Below are 17294 nucleotides of genomic sequence, written 5' to 3' on the forward strand. Positions count from 1 at the left end.
AATGGACTGTCAGAACTCGTCGCTCTTGGTGACTGTCCTGTGCTGTCTCACAGCCTTTGTGTCTCATACGTCGTCACTCGGTTTCTGGGGTGAACCGCTCCTCGAAATCCTCCCGTCCTGGTGGCTGTTGTCCTCTCGTAACGTCACACGTCCTTCCCGTCGGTACTGCCGGGTAGCTCGCTCCTCGTCGTCCTGCTCCTCCCTTGTTTTCAGCCACCCTTCTCGCTCCCGCTACACTGTCCGTCGCTGTCTCGCTCTCATTGACTGTCCCCGGTTCTCGGTGTGGCTGTCTCTTCATCGTCTGTTGTCAGTGCCATCTTCAGTCAGCTAGGTCGGTTTCTACTTTCGCACTGCTGGACTGTCCTATCTCGCGGCATTCTGTGTTCTGTGGCTGTTGCTTCTGCATGAGAGGACTGTCCCTTCGTCCCGGATTCATGCACCCGAACTATGACGGGTATTGTATCACCCATGTTCCGGGCACGGCAGCAGCCGCACTCAACGCCTCCGTGAGTTCAACATTACCCGAAGGCGTCTTCATCGGTGTCAATACGGACGTTTCCAATGTTGTGGTTCTGTCGTTGACGCTTACGGCTTCGAGCAGTTCCAAGAGACGCACACCCATCACACGTTTTTTGAACGGATTGCACGCCGTGGGCTTCCTCCTTGCAATAGTGTGAACTCGACCTTTTTCGTTCCCGAGGACATGCACAACCGGAAACTCCTCTTCGAGAAGTCCCACGATTTTTGTTGGGGAGGATGTCAATTGATATCGGGTCGGGGAGCGTTTTCGTACTTGACCATCTTCTCGGGTTTGTCAGTGATGGTCTCGTAGATACGTTGGAGCGTCTCTTCGGCTTCCAGGAGGTTGTGTGCCTCGAGGAACTCGCGCCCTTCGTCGGTCAGCCCATAGAACTTCCAGGGATATCCCTGCCGGCGCTGGTCGTCCGGCAGTGCGACCTCTGCGACGATTCCAGCGTCAATCAACTTCTGGATGTGTTTGTAGACGGTGGCCTCGCTCACACTCGGGTTGAGCTGTTCAAGCTCGTACATCGACGGGAGTTGCTGTGGGTGCTGCAGGATGTTGGTGACGAGAGCAAACCGCGTCTGTTGGGTCACGAAGTGCACTAATTCGCGGGCGTCTGCGCTACCACCCGTCCCCAGGTCAGTACTCATATTGTGAGCTACGCACTGGTGCGGCAAGTAGTTTACCCTGCAGTAAATTACTTCAGGGTAAACTACCATAGTTGACCAAGTAAATTACTCCATAAACACCATCCGGCTTGCGTAAGGTGAGTTGACCATGTCTGACGAGGAGTCGCCAGTTCCCGACGAGGTTCTCACGAGCGCCACTGATCAACTCGATCAGGATGAGATATCGCTGGCCGACAATGAGGAAATTATCCAGACGCTGAGCGAACTCACGCCAATCTATGAAAATGACCACTCATACTTCGTTCTCGGAAACTACGACCGGGAGCCAATTCGGCGACTCAACCTCGTCACCGATCGTCTGAATCGCCGTGAGGACGCCTACGCGTTCCGCATGGTCGACATTCGCGGTGAGTGGGACAACAGCATTCAAAAATTCTGTCTCATCGCCGACCTCGTCACTTACCTCGTCGGTGTCGCCGAGAAGAATCCCAGCGACTTCCTCGTCGAACAGGGCTTGCTCGTGGGCACCACCGAGTACTTCTCGAAGAGTTACGTTCTCAAGCGGGAGTATAACGACGAAGACCATCCGTTTGGGTGGATGCAAGACGGTGTCTTCGACCTCTTTGAAAAAGAGGGTCGATTGTATCGGTGGCGAACAGACGATAATCTCCTCGAAGCTGCTGAGTTGCTTCCGTGATTGACCGAGTCACCCTGAACACCGCATTCAGCCCTGGTTCGTCGTCGTTTGAGTGTCGTTGTTCATCGCGATGTACTGCTCAGGGCACGTCCAGTGTGCCGTCGCCCGCTCTTCGTTGGTTTCGGGAACGCCCGTACACAGTTCTTCTTGGGCCTCTCGATCGACAGTGCGTTGCTCGGGCGTTTGTTGACCAGCGTTGTGTTCGACAACTTCCACAGTACGGGGAAGCGAGGATGCGAATGCAACCGTGACGCGGTAGTGAGTCCCGCCCATTGCCGCCGTACACCCACCAAAGCTGAGCAATTTGCGCGTGGGGTCAAGCACCACTCGCAGTCGATCAGCCTCCGGCTCGTACGTGGCTGTCTTCAGACTCGCCTTGTCGCATCCCCCGCCGTACCACATGAAGCCAGTTACCTGTACTTCTTGAGCGTTATCGTCGAATGCGACGATGATTGGCCGGGATTTGCGGCTGCGCCGGGGATCAACGGTCTCAAACCGCTTGCCGACAATCCCTGACCCACTTGCAAGACTCCCGAAGCACCCGGCGGTGACGGCTCCACCTGCTGTGCCAACTAATGCGAGAAATCGTCGTCGGGAAGGCGAAGACGAGTCTGGCATATTGCGTGACATCATTGTGTGCCCCCTAGCGCGTGGATATGGTCGTCATCGCACGTGACGAACAGCATGTCGTCAATCACTGCTGGGCCACCACGAACCCATCCAGGCAGGGAGTACTCCCAGCGCCGGTCACCTGAGTCAGGATCGAGTGCATACACCATCGTATCGTCGCATCCAGCATACACTGCATCAGCAGTGACGGCAGGTTCCGATCCGAAGTTGTTCCACCCCCAGAACGACCACTCGACCTCGCCATTGGAGAGATCTAACGCATAGAGATGCGTGTCGGAACTGCCAACATACACCGTCCCATCACGAACTGCGGCGGTTGTGAAGGGGCCGGGTCGTAGGGGGGATTGCGAATTGGACGAGACAGTCGGCGTGGATTCGAATGACCACCGGATATCCCCGGTCGTGGCGTCAAGCGCGTAGAGCGTTCCTTTCTGGCTACTGGCGATAACGATCCCGTCAGCAACAGTCACTGCACCCCACATCGAGCGATCGAGCGGGTGGCGCCACTGTTCGGTACCATCCTCCGCTCTGAGGGCGACGAGTGCGCCCTCACCGCCGCTCACATAGACACTCCCGTCGGCAACCGCGGCACTTCCCGGAATCCAGCGGTCGATGGGTGCTTCCCACGCTTGCTCCCCGGTCATGGCATCCAGTGCGTAGAGCATTCCGTTTTGACTACAGCCGACATATACGGTGCCATTCGTTTGTGCGGCGGTATTGTGTCCTTCACTGCGACTGACAACGGTCGGGGCGGTCAGTTCGTAATCGGGAAGTTTGTGTCGCCAGCGCTCGGTACCAGTCGCTGCCTCGAAGGTGTATACCGTCGTCTCGAAGCCGACGTAGACGAGTCCGTTTGCGACTGCCGCTGCTCCGTCGTTGAGGCCATCACTCACCTTGGTCGACCAGACTTTGTCCCCTGTGGCAGCGTCCACCGCATGGAGGTGGTCATGTCCGGGCATGTACACGTGTCCGTTGGCGACAACGGGAGTCTTGTCGATAGTGGTGCCGACATCGTAGGCCCATCGTTTTGTAACGCCAGCTGTCGGGCCGGAGGCGTCGGTCGATCCAGTATTGGCGGTATCGTATCCAGCTTCGGGCCATGTCCCCGGTATCGAATGGTCGGAGGTACGATTGCCGAAAATCGAGGAGTGGGAACGGCCGGCGATGGCAAGGCCACTGCCAGTGATTGCGACACCGCCGGCAGCTAGAATTGTTCGGCGTGTGGAGGGCATTGTCTTTACTGCGACAGTTCACGATTTAGTTTTGTCGTCGATGTAGAATCAATTCCTTTCCTAATGGGTGGACTACTGCGCGTTGCGATCCACCCCCACTCGCGTTCTGCCCACTCCTCGAATGGCTCCGTCGTATACTCAACCGGGCCCTCGGAGTTTCGGGCAATCACGATCCGAACGTCGTTCGATTCAGGAAGATACTCCACGTCTTTGCTCGTGACCTCTTTCTGGACGGTGAGTGGCGTGCCAGTCGCCTGAATCCCAGGGGCGGGGACACAACGGCGGCGGTTCGTGCTCGTGTATACTCGTCTGCGAGATGGCCGACGAGGCACTCCATTCTAGTGGACTGGCAATCGGTAGTTACTCATCCTCTTGCAGTTGCTCAATGAGCTCGTCCATCCGATCGACGAAGGCTTCCGTTCGAGTACGTAGCGCACTCACGTCGAGATCCAGTGGGTCATACCATAGTCTGCCTGCTCGCGGTAGTCCCACAGTTCAGAGAGAAACCGGCCGTCATCTCGTGGAACATCACCTTCGAGCACGACTTCCTTGCCAAAGAGGGTCGAAACGCCACGGTGGGACGTGGGATCGAACCCTTTCGCGTAGAGTACTGCCTGCGCTGCGTGAAAACAGGCATAGTACAGTCGGTTCACGACTGCCGAATCTGAGCCGTTTCCCTCGTTGAGGATTTCCGCATCAGCTAGTGCTGTCTGAGCTTGGTCGAGTTCCTCATCGACGTAGTCTGCCTCAGGCATACGAGCGGCCTTCTGTGAGCACGTGTTTGATGAATGGATGATTCTTGCGTTTCGCGAATCGCTCCGTGGTTTGGATGTGGACGGACACCACGACAGAATAGTCGAGTTGCACATCGTACGCGAGATCTCGAAGGTCGTCCGTAATGGTCTCGTCAGTGACGATTACGAAGATATCGACATCCGAATCCCTCCCCCGGGTCTCACCACGCACCGTACTACCAAAGACGATGAGATCCTCGATGTGCTCGCCATACTCGGCTTGCGCAGCGGCTGCAAATTCCTCTGCCGCTTGCTCATGATGTGAGGAATCCTCATCGGTCATACGTCTACGTACGTGAGCGAGACCTGCTAAATGTTCGCCTCGGTGCAAGCGAGGAATGCCACTAAGATGCTCAAGATGACCTACTCGTCAGCCATGGAGGCTATCATCTTCGACCCTCCTCGAGGACCAGGCGTCTCTCACCCATCTATGGTCACCCGTCATCGGGTAATCTATTCGTTTCTTCGAACGACGACAAAATCCGTCGTCACGGCCACCTGGCAGCCGTTGTAGCTGAACTCCATCGTCCTTTCTTCATCAAGGGAGTGGGTGCTCGGATCGTCAAATAGGCCATCAAGATGGTCGGGATCCATCACATCATAGAGCGGGTCGAGATCAAGGACTGGGGTGTTCGTCAGGGCGGCAGTTGCCTGTACGACGGCTTCGCTCGGTGACTCGGTCTCACCGATTTCGTATGTGATCTCAGTGGACTGGGAGGCAGTCTCGTTCCCATTTTTGTCGTTATTCGGAGGCATGTCTGTCATTGTGATATTGTCATGAGTGGAGTTCGCTGTGGAAATCTGCGCTCTGGCAATCGAGGTGATCAAGTCGTGGTCCAAGGAGTTCCCGAACGAGGATGACCAGCGGGTTGTCCTCACCCTCGCCGATCAGTGCCGTCTCTTTGGGGTAACTGCCATCCGAATTCGGCTCGTCCAGAATTGCGAGCATGACCTTTCGGCGGTCGATGAGAATCAAGCGACCGACTCTCGGGTATCCCGGTAGTGCGTTCAACAACCCACGCTGGGGTTCCCAGAGTGTGACGTCTGGCAGGTTTCTGCGGGTCAGGTCGCGGACGTCAGCATTCTGCGACCCCAAGAATATTTCTACACCCCGGTCGATGGCGTCTTCTGCGTGACGAAGACACTTTTCTTCGAGTAGATCGGTGCTGACGTACATGCAGAACAGTTCTTCCTCCGCCTCGTCGGCAAGTTGTCTGCCGTACTCGATCGCTGCTTGACGGCCTTCGAGAATCCCGATCGAGTTCTCACTGGACTGTCGATCGGTGTCGAACTGTGCCAGCACCTCGTCGAGCATGTCTCCATCGAACCAATCCATTTCTGCCCCGACATCGTTTCGAGACGAAGCGGTCTTCGTCTCGCGGTCGTAGTCGATCATCCCATGATCTGCGAGTCTCGGAAGCGCATTGTGATGTAACTGGAGCCGTTCTCGTTTGCGCTGCTGCTCAAACTCGTCGGACCGTATCACCGTTTCGTCTTGCTTGACCAGCCGGTCGGCCAGTTCGGTGACGTGGAGCGACCGTGGGGCATCGTCGAAGTGGGACAATATATCCCGATAGTAGGGATCAGACAGAACTGTCGTCCTCCGTCGGTACTCTCTACTGGTCATGTTGTCACACAAATATTTCTCAACATTAATAAGTAGTTGGGCCAAGGACTGCGAAAGATGACGCCCTTCCTCTCAGCACTTCTCCATGGTTTTGACATCCTCCCCGCGCTAAAGCGCGAGGATTCCACCGTGGGGGTTCGGCTACTCCGATTCCCCGGCGGTAATTTGCGGGTGTGTATGCTCCTCGTTGGGACGGTGAGCGCGTGGTGACGCCGACCATCGGTGGTCGTCCCACTTGAGGCATACGGGCCGTGCCATCGGCCGTGGTACGTTTGCTTCGTGCCGTCGGAGGAACGTCTCCGACGCCGTGAGATCCGCGTGGCCCTCGAAGCCACACGGACAGGTCAGCGAATAATCTACTCAGTGTCTGGTAGAAACCCAGTGCTGAATAGAGAGGGTGAATTCAGCAGTGTACTAGCTCGTATCTCACTCTGTTACTGTCGGATTCCTTGGTAGAGACGATACGTAGACATCAGTCGCCGAGCCCTTGACTGAACTCCCGGTGACGTTCCCGCTCTCGGGAGATACACGACTTGGTGCTCCTGTATGTGCAAGCGTTGTACTCTTTGGCCGGTGTGCCATAGGGTTCAAGGAACGGTCGACCGTTTACCGATATACGAGCATTCTCAACGAGGCCTCCCCTATGTCAAGAGACAATTCAGTCGTTTTTATCAGAGCAGAGCAGACGAACTGGAAAGCAGTTGTGAGTGTCGCAATCGCAGTATTCGTTCTATTAATCATCTCGGTTCTCGAATTCGATATCGCTGTTCCACAGCGCGGTATCGGAGCTTTCACAGCGCTGTCTGCTCACGCCGGGTTAGTTCTGTCGATCGCCGGACTCGTCACCCAGCTCGGTGACCCGTGGTTTCTCTTACTCGTGGCATTAGCCGTCTATCTGGCCGGGCCGAAGCGGTCTCTTCTCGAGAATCCGCGAGAGGGGGCGTTTGTCGTCGCGGCGACATTCAGTGCGTTCTCTCTCACGGATCTTCTCAAGACCTTCTTTGCCGCTCCTCGTCCTCCCGAGGCCGGAACCGTAACCGTTCCCGCGTGGCTCCCGAACGCTCTCGAGGGGTTGTTCCGCAGTATCACGACTGGTACAGGATACGCGTTCCCGAGCGGTCACGCTCTCGGTACGGCGGTCGTCGCTACAACACTCGCATACAAGTTAGACATCGGATCACAGGCTCTTCGGTGGTCGACAGCGTCCGTTATCGTGTTTTTCGTCGCGGTTTCTCGACTCGTGCTTGGGGTTCACTTCCTGGTCGATATCGTCGCCGGTGCGTTCGCAGGCCTGAGCCTCTTCGTGGTCGCCGCTGCTATCGGGAGTCGAAAACCAGGTCGCGTGTTCGTTCTCGGGGCGGGAATCGGTGTTCTGGCGGTTCTCATGAGCGCAGCATCTCCGTCCGGAGAGGTATGGAACGCGGGTCAGTGGCTCGGTGGGTCTATCGGTGCCGGGATAGCGTGGTATGCTGTCCGACCGACTACCTCACTCACACTCCGAGAAGCGGTCGGGGCTGGGAGTCCTATCGGCACCCTGTGGGTAGCTGTCTTTCTTACATCACCGCCGTTGCTCATTACGGTGTTCTTGACGGCACTCGCTGCTGGATTCGCTATCGCAGCGCCGACGCTGATCAACCGAGTACAGGTCGCCTGAGTGTGGTCACTTGGTCGTGCGACTGACCGGTTGCTCCGAAAGGGGAGCGATCGCACTCACCCCCACAATTCACCCCCAGAAGTCGATGATTCGATCGACGGATCGCCACGCGCAAACTCCTCGACGCCGACGAGAATGTCTCGAACGTCCGTCCGTCGACCGTATCGTCATCGACGTTTCCCGATGGCCTCTTCCTGCAGTTTGTCGGCCCCGTACCACGTCCGCGGGCGAGCAGCGACGACGACCGCGACGAAGGAGAACACGGCGACCGCTACGGTCACTGCGAGTCCCGGAATCTGTCCAATCGTGGCGCTGGCGGGCCACGCCTGAGGGCCGAACGCCGTGATGCGGACGACCCACGCGCTCAGCGTGATCGCAAACAGCCAAGGGTGAACCGCCTCGGGGTCACGCCCCGAGGCTTCCCGTGGGTTAGTCGGACACTCCCATCCGACCATCGGCCTGATAGCCTCGAACGGTCGGATGGGTCACGGTCGGGGCGTCCACGGCCCCCGATGCCTGCCGTCGCACCTTTCGAACAACGGGAAGACTGTTGAGAGCAGGCACATTCCAATCGAGTTTCTTGATGCCTTTCACGGCGATGTTGACGCTTGCACCACGATCCGCGTGGTCTTGATGCTCACAGGCTTTGCACTTGAACCGTTTCTTGTTGCGGTTCACTCGCTCGGTATGTCCGCACATCGGACACCGCTGGCTCGTGTACTCAGGGTTAATCCATCCAGTCGGGATACCCTCGAACGACGCTTTGTACGACGTGTAGTATTGGAGGGCGCGGAACGGGAGGTGGTGCAAGCGTCGGTTCATCCGCGTGCCGTAATCCACGCTCTCGCGGATGTACGTTAGGTTTTCAGGAACCAGTACAGGATTCTTGAATTGATCGGCGTAAGCGACGGCTTCCGCCTGAAGACGGAGGTATGCGCTCTCGATCTATATCACCGTTACTACTCACCCACGAATTCTCGAAGAACGTCTTTGGAAACACCCTCTCTGGAGAAAACCGTCACGACATCGTCCGGCTGAATTCTCGTACTCCCCTTCGGAGTGAGAACCGTATCGTCACGTTCGATCGCAATCACAAGGAGTTCGTCGCCGATCATCCCTTCCTGTCCTGCCTCTTTCAGCGTCTTGTTGGCGATGGGTGCGTCAGTATCGATCACCAACTCGACGACATCTGCCTCGCCGGAGAGACTCACCAGGTCGGCCATCGAGATGTGGCCGCGTTGTTCGTCCGGCCCGAACTGGTGATAAGGGTGGTATCGCTCGTTTTGCACGAGATCCTCTCCTTCAATCTCGAGTCCGTAATTCGAAAGCTCATATGCAATTCTGGAGAGATCACCCGTATCATCACTTACTGCTTTAACGTGCAGATTTCCCCGTCCAGTCATCAATTCGCGGACGTTGATGACGCCGGGAATTTCGAGGATACGCTGTGCCAGCCCCTCCCTGCTCGGCACCTCGACCGTACAGATGAACAGACTCGTCAATTGCCCATCGACACGCTCGAAATCGACGTTCGCGTGGAATCCGGTGAGTATTCCGTGCTCTTGCATCTTCTGGACGCGATTCCGTATCGTTCCGGCTGAGACATTTACTTCGTCGGCGATTTGCGGTGCAGAAGTGTTTCGTGCATCTTGCATCAGGCGATAGATGATTCGCTTGTCGATTTCGTCGAGCCGATATCCCATGGCTAGGTCAATCAGGAGCACGCTAAAACCGTTTTTCGTCCTCTCTTTCGGCTCGACCATCAATGAGGATTGTCTGGCAGCTTCGTCCGATAGTGACGGTAACTATCGTTTGAAGGTGCACTACTTTTTAGCGCAAGCGAGATAGTGGATACGATCTACACAGATAATCAAGGCGAGTGCCTCGGGGCGTGACCCCGAGGCGGTTCACGCTTCGACGCGACCCAGGAACGACCAGTGAAGCGCCGGGTTACCACCCACTACCGAGCCTTCGATTCGAACTCGATAGAGGTACGGCCCGTGCGGGCAGTCAGCACATCCATCTGCGCACGGTTGTGTTTTCGTTATCAGGGTGTATCCAAACCGATCACTGATACTGACGATCTCTTCTTCAGCCGCTGTTTCGATTAATACCTTCGGGGGAAGCCGTTCGTCGAGAAGGGTTTGGGCGTAGTCGATGACCTCCCGAAGTGTGACATCATCGAGGATGGCTAGCTCCTCAGCTATCGATTCCGGCAGGCCGTTATTGGAACCGGAATATCGATGGGCCATAATTGTACTTCATGCTGAATACTTATATACCTAGTTGAGCAATCCTATATACTATGAGCCAGTAGGTATTCTAAAGAGATGTATCTTATCATCGTCGGGGCGGGCAGTATCGGGCGACAATCGATCAAGCTTGCTACCGAACAACACAACGATGTCGTCGTTATCGAACAGGATTCGAACGTCGCCGAGATGGCGGCGCAGAACTACGATTGCCTGGTTCTCAATGACGATGCGACCGTCATCGAGACGTTGGAGGAAGCAGGTGCGGAGCAAGCTGACGCGATTCTGAGTACGACTGACCAAGACGCGACCAACATCATGGTGATGTTGCTCGCCAAAGAACTCGAAATCCCATCGCTCGTCTCGGTCGTGCATAATTCCGAACATATGGAGGTATTCCGCCAGTTGGGTGTGAACGTCATCGAAAACCCACAACACCTCATTGCGGAGTATCTCTATCGTGCCGTTCAGCGTCCCTCTGTGAAGGATTTCATGCATCTCGGCGATGGGGCAGAAGTCTTCGAGATAACGGCCACGAAGGGATGCAAAATCGCTGGAATGACGCTCCAACAAGCGAATACAATGGGGATTTTAGACGATGATATTCTCGTTGTCGCGATCCAGCGTGACCAGTCGGTCATCACGCCACGCGGCGAGACGGAAATCCAACCCGGTGACCTCGTCACGGTGTTCTCGAAGCGAGGTTTCGCGCCGGGAGTCATGGAACTGTTCACGGGGGCGGAAAGCAACCGAGTCCACTAGGACTGGCGTCGCGGACGAGGAGAGAATTGCCACGGTACGATTCTGCCGGTCACCGTCTTTCACTCGCCACTTCACTCTTCAGTTTTCCTTACCCAGTTTAAAAAGCCAATTCTTTTTTCAGTATTCAGTGTGCAGAGTGAGTACGTATGGCTAAAGAACCGATGGGCGAAGAGACAGTAGAGACGGAACAGACGGGGACGGGTGAGGTCGAAACCGAACTCTCCCGCGATATGAGCCTGTTCGACATCACCTTCATCGGCGTCGGGGCGATGATCGGCGCCGGTGTCTTCGCGCTCACCGGCTTTGCAGCGGGTATCGCCGGTCCCGCCCTCACCGTCGCGTTCATCCTCAACGGGTTCGTCGCGATGTTCACCGCCGTTTCGTACGCGGAACTCGGTGCAGCGTTCCCGGAGGCGGGTGGGGGCTACCTCTGGGTGAAAGAGGCGCTCGTTGACCCCAATGGCTTCTACGCCGGGTGGATGAGCTGGTTCGCCCACGCAGTCGCGTGTTCGCTATACGCTGTAACCTTTGGAACGTTCTTCGTCCATTTCCTCGAATACCTGGGCCTTCTTCACTTCCCGGCGTTCGGATTCGGAATCATCGCCTACGAGAAACTACTTGCGGTATTGATGATCTCGGCGTTTGCGTACATCAACTTCCGCGGGGCGGAGGAGACGGGGAAAGCGGGGGTTATCGTCACTGCCATCAAAGTGGTTATCCTCGGACTCTTCGTTGGGTCCGGCATCTGGGCAACCTTCCAACAGCCGAACTGGACGGCGAAGTTCCTCAACAGTCCCAGCTTCGCACCTGCGGGGTGGATGGGCATTGTCGGTGCGATGGGGTTCACGTACATCGCATTCGAGGGGTACGAGATCATCGTCCAATCCGGCGAGGAGGTCGTTGACCCTGGAACGAACGTGCCGAAGGCGGTGTTCTACTCAATGTACATCGTCGTTCCCATCTACGTGCTCGTCGCGTTCGCGGCTATCGGTGGTATCGACGTTACTCAGCAACTCATCTCAGGCACGTCTATTCCGAGCAGTGCGAGTCCGTCGTTACCGACGTGGGAGGCACTCGGCTACATGGGCGAACTGGGCATCATCAGCGCGGCGGGGCAGTTCGTGCCCTATGGTGCGCCCCTTCTGTTGTTCGCCGGGCTGGCAGCGACGATGAGTGCGTTGAACGCGACGGTGTACTCGTCCAGTCGCGTCTCGTTCGCGATGGGCCGCGACCGTGCGTTACCGAGTATCTTCGATAGCATTCACTCGGATAAGCGAACGCCTCACTGGGCGATCCTGATTTCAGCAATCATCATCGCTGCAATGGCGGTCGCGCTCCCCATCGAGAGCGTAGCTGCCTCCGCGGATATCATGTTCATCCTACTGTTCGTACAGGTGAACTGGACGGTCATCCGGATGCGCCAGACGCACCCCGACCTGCCCCGGACGTACAAAGTGCCGTACATGCCGTGGCCGCCGCTCATCGGGATTGTCCTCCAAATCTTGCTCACGCCATTCCTCCTACTCGAACTCGGGTTGCAACCCGGTTTTTCGGGGCAGAACTCCCATGGATTCGTTGCGTTGGTCACGACAGCGGTGTGGATGCTTCTCGGACTCGGTATCTACTACGGCTACTCCAAACAGCAGGAAGCCGAGCAACTCGAAGAGGAGACCCCGACCGTGGTCTCCCCCGAACCGGCCGCTGAAGCAGAGAACCAGATTGTCGTCCCCATCGCGAATCCAGCGAATGCCGAGCAGTTGATGCGAACCGCCGTCGACCTCGCACGTGACGAAGAGACGTATCCGAACGGAGAGATTCTCGTGATGAGCGTCGTCACAGTTCCGCAGCAGACGCCACCCTCGGAAGGCCGTGAGTTCGTGACGAACGAACCCGATGTGCTCGACGATGCGATGGAGATCGCCTACGAAGCGGATGTGCAGGTGAGTGGGACGATTCGAATTGGTCACGACGTTTCACAGGCGATCCTCAACACCGTGGAGCAGTACGACAGCGACGTCGTATTGATGGGGTGGAAAGGTCAGCGGAAGACCCAACGCCGCGATATCGTCCTCGGGAGTAACGTCGACGATGTCGTCCAAAACGCGAGTTGTGACGTGCTCGTCGAACGAATAGGTACTGACGCGGGCACGGTGGACTCGATTCTCGTTCCGACCGCGGGCGGCCCGCACGCCGACTTCGCCGCTGACGTTGCGGATACGGTTTCACGTTCGACTGATGCTGGAGTAGAGATTATCCATATCCTCGACGCAGGTGCAACTGATCAAGATCGCCAAGACGCACAGGAGATACTCGATAACACGGCAGGTCGATTCCGGAATCAACAACAGGTTTCGACAACCGTTCTCGAAAGCGACGACATCGTTGAAACGGTCGTCGACCGGTCTGAGTCATACGATTTAACAATCATTGGCGCAACACGAGAAGGACTGCTTCAGCAGTTCGTCTTCGGAGTAATCCCCGAACAGATTGGCTGGCGAGCGAAAAGTACGGTCATCATGGCGAAGCGCAATCTCGGGATCGTCTCACGGCTCGAACGGTGGCTATGATCGAATGGCGTCCGAGTAAGCGGTTCACACGTTTTCCTGATCGACCTTTTCAGGGGTTGTTCAATAACTCGGTGCCGACCGACGCCATTGGTATGACCGATCACCTCCAGGGCGCTCGCGAGAACATCCGACTGGCCAGCGACACGGCTGACGGCGAAGTGCAGACGAACCTCAACTCGCTCGATGAAGGCCTCGGAGATCTAACCGAGGAGGGAAAGACCAGCACCGGCGAACCCGCCGACGAGGCGGACCGATTCGAAGAGCTCGAAGAGAAACTTCGCGGGCTAATCGACGAGACCGACGGCGAGACGGAGACGGCACTACAAGACGCAAGAGACGAGTTGGACGCGTATCGACGAGAGCGCGATTTGGCGTGAACTCGCCATCAAGAATCGGGTGGACGCTTCCGCTCTCGCACTTGGTGGCGTACGCGGTAGTCGGACTCTTCGTCGTCCTTACTGTGTTCGCGGTACAAATTCACCTTGAAAATTCACTTACGCGATAGTGTTTTTGTGATTCAGGTCGATACTCCCGGTCGATGGCGCTGTCCCGGAGACGCTGGGGACGACCAGTAAACCCAGCCCGAGACACAACTGGGAGTGGACTGAATCGTTACGAGGTTCGATATGACACTACAGCTCTGTGTCGGGATGAGGGTAACGGGAGATGATTCCATTCGTGACCACCTCCTTCCTCCAGCTCACCCCGACGGAGGTGGCCACGAACGCTGACCTCGTGATGTTCTTGATCATCGGTATCTTAGCTGGCGCTCACTGTCTTGGCATGTGCGGCCCACTCGTTGGCATCTATGCGGATCGCATGTCAAAACGGCACTCAAGCCAGCACAGTAAGACCCTGACACTGTTCGAGGTTCGTCAGCACGCACTTTTTAACGGTGGACGAGTGGTCGGGTACGCTGTTGTCGGAGCATTTTTTGGAGTGCTCGGTGGAACGCTCTTCGCCACTGCCGATGACATCTCGACAGCCGGGGTTGGGGTGCGTGCGGCAAGCGGAATCCTCGTCGGTAGTCTCGTCATGATCGGAGGGGTGGCGTACATGTTTCGGGGGTCGAGGGCCGTACTCCCTGGCTCGATCCCCATCGTCGCTACCGTGTTCCGCCGAATTAGCGACTTCCTTACCGGTAGGATTGATCGACTTGCAGGCTCGACCGGTATCGTTGTACTCGGTATCGTGCACGCCTTCTTGCCGTGTCCCATCATCTATCCGGCGTACCTGTATGCTTTTGCGATCGGTGACCCCCTTCGGGGTAGCCTCTCACTGGCCGTTCTCGGTTTGGGGACGTTCCCGAGTCTCTTTGCGTATGGGACGATGTTGGGGTCATTGACCGCGACACAACGGGTTGCTCTGCATCGCGTACTTGGTGTGGCGTTCTTCGCACTTGGCTATCTCCTACTCTCTCACGGGCTAATTTTGCTCGGGATTCACATTCCACACGTTGAGTTGCCATACTACCAGCCACTACCCGCACCATGACAAACGACTGCACACTGTGTGGCTTGCCGACGTCAACGCAACCAGTGACAGCCCCTGATGTCACGGGAATGTTTTGCTGTCGTGGCTGTCTGGAGGTCTCACGAGCTATCGGAGACGTCGAAGAAATCACGGCAGCAGAGATTCGAGAGCGTACACGTCGCAACCCGACCGACGACGCTGCAAACGAGCATTCAGAGGAGGTTGCAGAGGCGTATCTCCACATCGACGGAATGCACTGTACGACCTGTGAGTCGTTCGTCTCCCTTCGTGGTGAGTCACACGACGAGATCCAATCAGTTGCGGCTAGCTACGCGACGGACACTGTCCGTGTTCGGTACGACCCCGAGCAGATCGACGCAAGCGACCTCCCAAGCATGTTGAGTGGCTACGGATATATCGCGCGGTTCAGAGATGGGACGACCGCTAATTCACCTGCTCGCGATGAAGAAACGCTCCACCGACTGCTTCTCGGCGGCTTCCTTGCGATGCTCATCATGCCGTGGTACATCTTCTTCCTTTACCCGAGCTATGCGGGCATCGAAACCGGCATTCTCACCGCCGACATGACGACACCGGTCGGCCTCTATCTGCCGATGGCATTTATCGGATTGTTGGCTGGGGGCGTCGTGTTCTACACCGGTTGGCCGATTCTCCGTGGCGCATACGTGAGCGTCAAAACAGGGCAACCAAACATGGATCTCCTTCTTACGGTAGCGGTACTGGCGGCGTTCGCCTACAGCACGGTTGCACTCGTAACCGGCAGCATCCATCTCTACTATGACGTATCGGTTGCTATCGTACTGGTCGTCACTGCAGGCAACTACTACGAGGGGCAGTTGAAACAACGGGCCACCGGATTATTGTCGGATCTCACAACGATGCAGGTGACGGAGGCGACTCGCCTTTGTGAGGATGGATCGACAGAGAGGGTCAACACCGATGACCTCGGACCAGGAGATGAGGTAGTGATCCGACCAGGCGAGCGTGTCCCGATCGACGGAATCGTCGTCGAGGGCGTCGCTGACGTCGATGAGGCTGTATTGACCGGTGAGTCACTACCGAAGACGAAACGGCAGGGAGACAGCGTCGTCAGCGGAAGCGTCGTGACTGATAGCGCGCTCGTCATCACGGTCGACGCGAACGCCGAGAGTACCTTCGACCGTATCACGTCACTTCTGTGGGCCGTTCAGAGCGACCGACCTGGCGTTCAGCGGTTCGCTGATCGGCTTGCCACGGTGTTCGTCCCACTCGTCCTCGTCGTCGGTGGGAGTGTCACAGTCTGGCGACTGGCGACCGCTGAACCGGTTTCGGCTGCGTTGCTGGGCGGCCTCACGGTTCTGGTCGCCGCCTGTCCATGCGCGATGGGGTTGGCGACGCCCCTGGCGATCGCTGGCGGACTTCGTGATGCGCTGGTGCGCGGGATCGTCGTCACCAACAGCTCACTGTTTGAAACGGCACCGGAGGTCGATATAGTCGTTTTCGACAAGACGGGGACCCTCACAACCGGAGAAATGACGGTGCAGTCGGTGGTCGGAAATCCAACGGCGCTCGCTGTGGCAGCGGCAGCCGAACGGCGGTCGTCTCATCCCGTCGCGTCTGCCATCGTCGAATACGTGACTGCGGTAACCGATGATGGCCCGATGCAGGAAGAACAGACAGAACGTGACGACCCGCAAGGCATCGATCCCTTGTCAGCGACAGTAACCGATTTCCATCGACACCCAGGTGAAGGTATCAGCGCTTGCGTTGAGGGCGAGCATGTCACGGTTGGTACGCCCGAATTCGTCGAGCAGCGCTCCGGATCGCTCTCAGAAGAACTACAGACCGCAGTTCGGAATGCCCAAACGACCGGCAACCTCCCAGTCGCCATTGGACACGGCCAACAAGCCGCTGCTGTCATCGTTGTTGGTGATCGCGAACGTGATGACTGGCAACAGGTACTAGACGAATTCGACGACAAACAGGTCGTCGTCCTCACTGGTGACGACGAAACCGCTGCAGCGCGGTTTCGCGAGCACCCGGCTGTCGATCAGGTGTTCGCCGGTGTTCCGCCGAATGGCAAGGTTACGACCGTCCAAAAGCTGCGAACCGAAGGGACAACTGCGATGATCGGTGACGGAACGAACGACGCCCCAGCACTGGGAGTTGCTGATGTCGGCATTGCAATTGCAGGAACCGCTCGTGCTGCCGACGCAGCCGATGTCGTCATCGTCGAGGGATCGCTGGCTGATATCCCAGCAGTGTTCACTCTCGCGTCTGCAACGCGGCGACGTATCCGGGAGAACGTTGCTTGGGCCTTCTGTTACAATGGAATTGCGATTCCATTGGCGGTGATCGGTGTCCTCAATCCGCTGTTGGCGGCTCTAGCAATGGCGACAAGTAGCGTGCTCGTAGTGACTAACTCACGACGACGGTTACTCTGACATCCTCCTC

General features: G+C 57.0%; 18 protein-coding genes and 2 pseudogenes. 7 read left to right on the forward strand and 13 right to left on the reverse strand.

From position 1 onward, the window contains the following. Window positions 1-445: 445 nt before the first annotated feature. Window positions 446-739, reverse strand: coding sequence for a hypothetical protein (locus ACR3FE_RS24410; protein ID WP_458210449.1), 294 nt, complete (start codon window positions 737-739; stop codon window positions 446-448). A 20-nt stretch (window positions 740-759) separates the two neighbouring features. Further along, window positions 760-1173: a PadR family transcriptional regulator gene (locus tag ACR3FE_RS24415; protein WP_458210450.1), complete on the reverse strand. Its 414-nt coding sequence runs from the start codon at window positions 1171-1173 to the stop codon at window positions 760-762. Window positions 1174-1300: 127 nt separating this feature from the next. Here ACR3FE_RS24415 and ACR3FE_RS24420 point away from each other — a divergent pair, with 127 nt between their 5' ends. Further along, window positions 1301-1849, forward strand: a complete 549-nt coding sequence (locus tag ACR3FE_RS24420; RefSeq protein WP_458210451.1) for a DUF8170 family protein — start codon at window positions 1301-1303, stop codon at window positions 1847-1849. 27 nt (window positions 1850-1876) lie between these two features. On the opposite strand, the gene ACR3FE_RS24425 is transcribed toward ACR3FE_RS24420, so the two are convergent. From ACR3FE_RS24425 to ACR3FE_RS24455, 7 genes and pseudogenes are all read right to left on the reverse strand, one after another. Continuing rightward, window positions 1877-2467, reverse strand: a complete 591-nt coding sequence (locus ACR3FE_RS24425) for a nucleotidyl transferase family protein (protein ID WP_458210452.1) — start codon at window positions 2465-2467, stop codon at window positions 1877-1879. A gap of 11 nt (window positions 2468-2478) precedes the next feature. Continuing rightward, entirely contained in the window at window positions 2479-3711 is a 1233-nt protein-coding gene (locus tag ACR3FE_RS24430) for an outer membrane protein assembly factor BamB family protein (RefSeq protein WP_458210453.1), read from the reverse strand. A 437-nt stretch (window positions 3712-4148) separates the two neighbouring features. Continuing rightward, the gene (locus ACR3FE_RS24435; RefSeq protein ID WP_458210454.1) at window positions 4149-4466 is read right to left on the reverse strand and encodes a HEPN domain-containing protein; all 318 of its coding nucleotides are present in this window, start codon (window positions 4464-4466) and stop codon (window positions 4149-4151) included. Further along, window positions 4459-4788, reverse strand: a complete 330-nt coding sequence (locus ACR3FE_RS24440) for a nucleotidyltransferase domain-containing protein (protein WP_458210455.1) — start codon at window positions 4786-4788, stop codon at window positions 4459-4461. Before ACR3FE_RS24440 ends, ACR3FE_RS24435 begins: the two co-directional genes overlap by 8 nt. 170 nt (window positions 4789-4958) lie before the next feature. Beyond that, on the reverse strand, window positions 4959-5261 hold the full coding sequence (locus ACR3FE_RS24445; protein ID WP_458210456.1) for a HalOD1 output domain-containing protein: 303 nt from the start codon (window positions 5259-5261) through the stop codon (window positions 4959-4961). Window positions 5262-5280: 19 nt separating this feature from the next. Further along, window positions 5281-6132, reverse strand: a complete 852-nt coding sequence (locus ACR3FE_RS24450) for a DUF7344 domain-containing protein (RefSeq protein ID WP_458210457.1) — start codon at window positions 6130-6132, stop codon at window positions 5281-5283. A gap of 141 nt (window positions 6133-6273) precedes the next feature. Continuing rightward, window positions 6274-6483 (reverse strand): annotated as a pseudogene (locus ACR3FE_RS24455) (IS200/IS605 family transposon protein TnpB); the annotation flags it as partial. A 292-nt stretch (window positions 6484-6775) separates the two neighbouring features. On the opposite strand from ACR3FE_RS24455, the gene ACR3FE_RS24460 reads away from it, so the two are divergent. After that, window positions 6776-7786, forward strand: a complete 1011-nt coding sequence (locus ACR3FE_RS24460) for a phosphatase PAP2 family protein (RefSeq protein WP_458210458.1) — start codon at window positions 6776-6778, stop codon at window positions 7784-7786. Window positions 7787-7953: 167 nt separating this feature from the next. On the opposite strand, the gene ACR3FE_RS24465 is transcribed toward ACR3FE_RS24460, so the two are convergent. The 4 genes and pseudogenes from ACR3FE_RS24465 to ACR3FE_RS24480 all read right to left on the reverse strand — a co-directional run bounded on the left by ACR3FE_RS24465 (window position 7954) and on the right by ACR3FE_RS24480 (window position 10038). After that, on the reverse strand, window positions 7954-8241 hold the full coding sequence (locus tag ACR3FE_RS24465; RefSeq protein WP_458210459.1) for a DUF2270 domain-containing protein: 288 nt from the start codon (window positions 8239-8241) through the stop codon (window positions 7954-7956). Then, a pseudogene (locus tag ACR3FE_RS24470) lies at window positions 8216-8695 on the reverse strand (transposase); the annotation flags it as partial. The pseudogene ACR3FE_RS24470 and the gene ACR3FE_RS24465, both read right to left, overlap by 26 nt. Window positions 8696-8745: 50 nt before the next feature. Then, complete coding sequence (locus tag ACR3FE_RS24475) at window positions 8746-9489, reverse strand: Lrp/AsnC family transcriptional regulator (protein WP_458210460.1); 744 nt, start codon at window positions 9487-9489, stop codon at window positions 8746-8748. A gap of 204 nt (window positions 9490-9693) precedes the next feature. Continuing rightward, window positions 9694-10038: a hypothetical protein gene (locus tag ACR3FE_RS24480; RefSeq protein WP_458210461.1), complete on the reverse strand. Its 345-nt coding sequence runs from the start codon at window positions 10036-10038 to the stop codon at window positions 9694-9696. A gap of 78 nt (window positions 10039-10116) precedes the next feature. On the opposite strand from ACR3FE_RS24480, the gene ACR3FE_RS24485 reads away from it, so the two are divergent. The 5 genes from ACR3FE_RS24485 to ACR3FE_RS24505 all read left to right on the forward strand — a co-directional run bounded on the left by ACR3FE_RS24485 (window position 10117) and on the right by ACR3FE_RS24505 (window position 17284). Next, the gene (locus ACR3FE_RS24485) at window positions 10117-10800 is read left to right on the forward strand and encodes a potassium channel family protein (protein WP_458210462.1); all 684 of its coding nucleotides are present in this window, start codon (window positions 10117-10119) and stop codon (window positions 10798-10800) included. Between the two features lie 146 nt (window positions 10801-10946). Next, window positions 10947-13367: an amino acid permease gene (locus ACR3FE_RS24490; RefSeq protein ID WP_458210463.1), complete on the forward strand. Its 2421-nt coding sequence runs from the start codon at window positions 10947-10949 to the stop codon at window positions 13365-13367. A gap of 92 nt (window positions 13368-13459) precedes the next feature. Further along, on the forward strand, window positions 13460-13744 hold the full coding sequence (locus ACR3FE_RS24495) for a DUF7553 family protein (protein WP_458210464.1): 285 nt from the start codon (window positions 13460-13462) through the stop codon (window positions 13742-13744). Between the two features lie 289 nt (window positions 13745-14033). Next, window positions 14034-14861, forward strand: a complete 828-nt coding sequence (locus tag ACR3FE_RS24500; RefSeq protein WP_458210465.1) for a sulfite exporter TauE/SafE family protein — start codon at window positions 14034-14036, stop codon at window positions 14859-14861. Continuing rightward, on the forward strand, window positions 14858-17284 hold the full coding sequence (locus ACR3FE_RS24505; protein WP_458210466.1) for a heavy metal translocating P-type ATPase: 2427 nt from the start codon (window positions 14858-14860) through the stop codon (window positions 17282-17284). Before ACR3FE_RS24500 ends, ACR3FE_RS24505 begins: the two co-directional genes overlap by 4 nt. Window positions 17285-17294 lie beyond the last annotated feature (10 nt).

The organism is Haladaptatus rarus, from assembly GCF_054177585.1.

Coding starts and splice junctions, on each gene's coding strand:
- ACR3FE_RS24415 (WP_458210450.1), bottom strand. CDS start 1,173: ATGAGTACTGACCTGGGGACGGGTGGTAGCGCAGACGCCCGCGAATTA.
- ACR3FE_RS24420 (WP_458210451.1), top strand. CDS start 1,301: ATGTCTGACGAGGAGTCGCCAGTTCCCGACGAGGTTCTCACGAGCGCC.
- ACR3FE_RS24425 (WP_458210452.1), bottom strand. CDS start 2,467: ATGCCAGACTCGTCTTCGCCTTCCCGACGACGATTTCTCGCATTAGTT.
- ACR3FE_RS24430 (WP_458210453.1), bottom strand. CDS start 3,711: ATGCCCTCCACACGCCGAACAATTCTAGCTGCCGGCGGTGTCGCAATC.
- ACR3FE_RS24435 (WP_458210454.1), bottom strand. CDS start 4,466: ATGCCTGAGGCAGACTACGTCGATGAGGAACTCGACCAAGCTCAGACA.
- ACR3FE_RS24440 (WP_458210455.1), bottom strand. CDS start 4,788: ATGACCGATGAGGATTCCTCACATCATGAGCAAGCGGCAGAGGAATTT.
- ACR3FE_RS24445 (WP_458210456.1), bottom strand. CDS start 5,261: ATGCCTCCGAATAACGACAAAAATGGGAACGAGACTGCCTCCCAGTCC.
- ACR3FE_RS24450 (WP_458210457.1), bottom strand. CDS start 6,132: ATGACCAGTAGAGAGTACCGACGGAGGACGACAGTTCTGTCTGATCCC.
- ACR3FE_RS24460 (WP_458210458.1), top strand. CDS start 6,776: ATGTCAAGAGACAATTCAGTCGTTTTTATCAGAGCAGAGCAGACGAAC.
- ACR3FE_RS24465 (WP_458210459.1), bottom strand. CDS start 8,241: ATGGTCGGATGGGAGTGTCCGACTAACCCACGGGAAGCCTCGGGGCGT.
- ACR3FE_RS24475 (WP_458210460.1), bottom strand. CDS start 9,489: ATGGGATATCGGCTCGACGAAATCGACAAGCGAATCATCTATCGCCTG.
- ACR3FE_RS24480 (WP_458210461.1), bottom strand. CDS start 10,038: ATGGCCCATCGATATTCCGGTTCCAATAACGGCCTGCCGGAATCGATA.
- ACR3FE_RS24485 (WP_458210462.1), top strand. CDS start 10,117: ATGTATCTTATCATCGTCGGGGCGGGCAGTATCGGGCGACAATCGATC.
- ACR3FE_RS24490 (WP_458210463.1), top strand. CDS start 10,947: ATGGCTAAAGAACCGATGGGCGAAGAGACAGTAGAGACGGAACAGACG.
- ACR3FE_RS24495 (WP_458210464.1), top strand. CDS start 13,460: ATGACCGATCACCTCCAGGGCGCTCGCGAGAACATCCGACTGGCCAGC.
- ACR3FE_RS24500 (WP_458210465.1), top strand. CDS start 14,034: ATGATTCCATTCGTGACCACCTCCTTCCTCCAGCTCACCCCGACGGAG.
- ACR3FE_RS24505 (WP_458210466.1), top strand. CDS start 14,858: ATGACAAACGACTGCACACTGTGTGGCTTGCCGACGTCAACGCAACCA.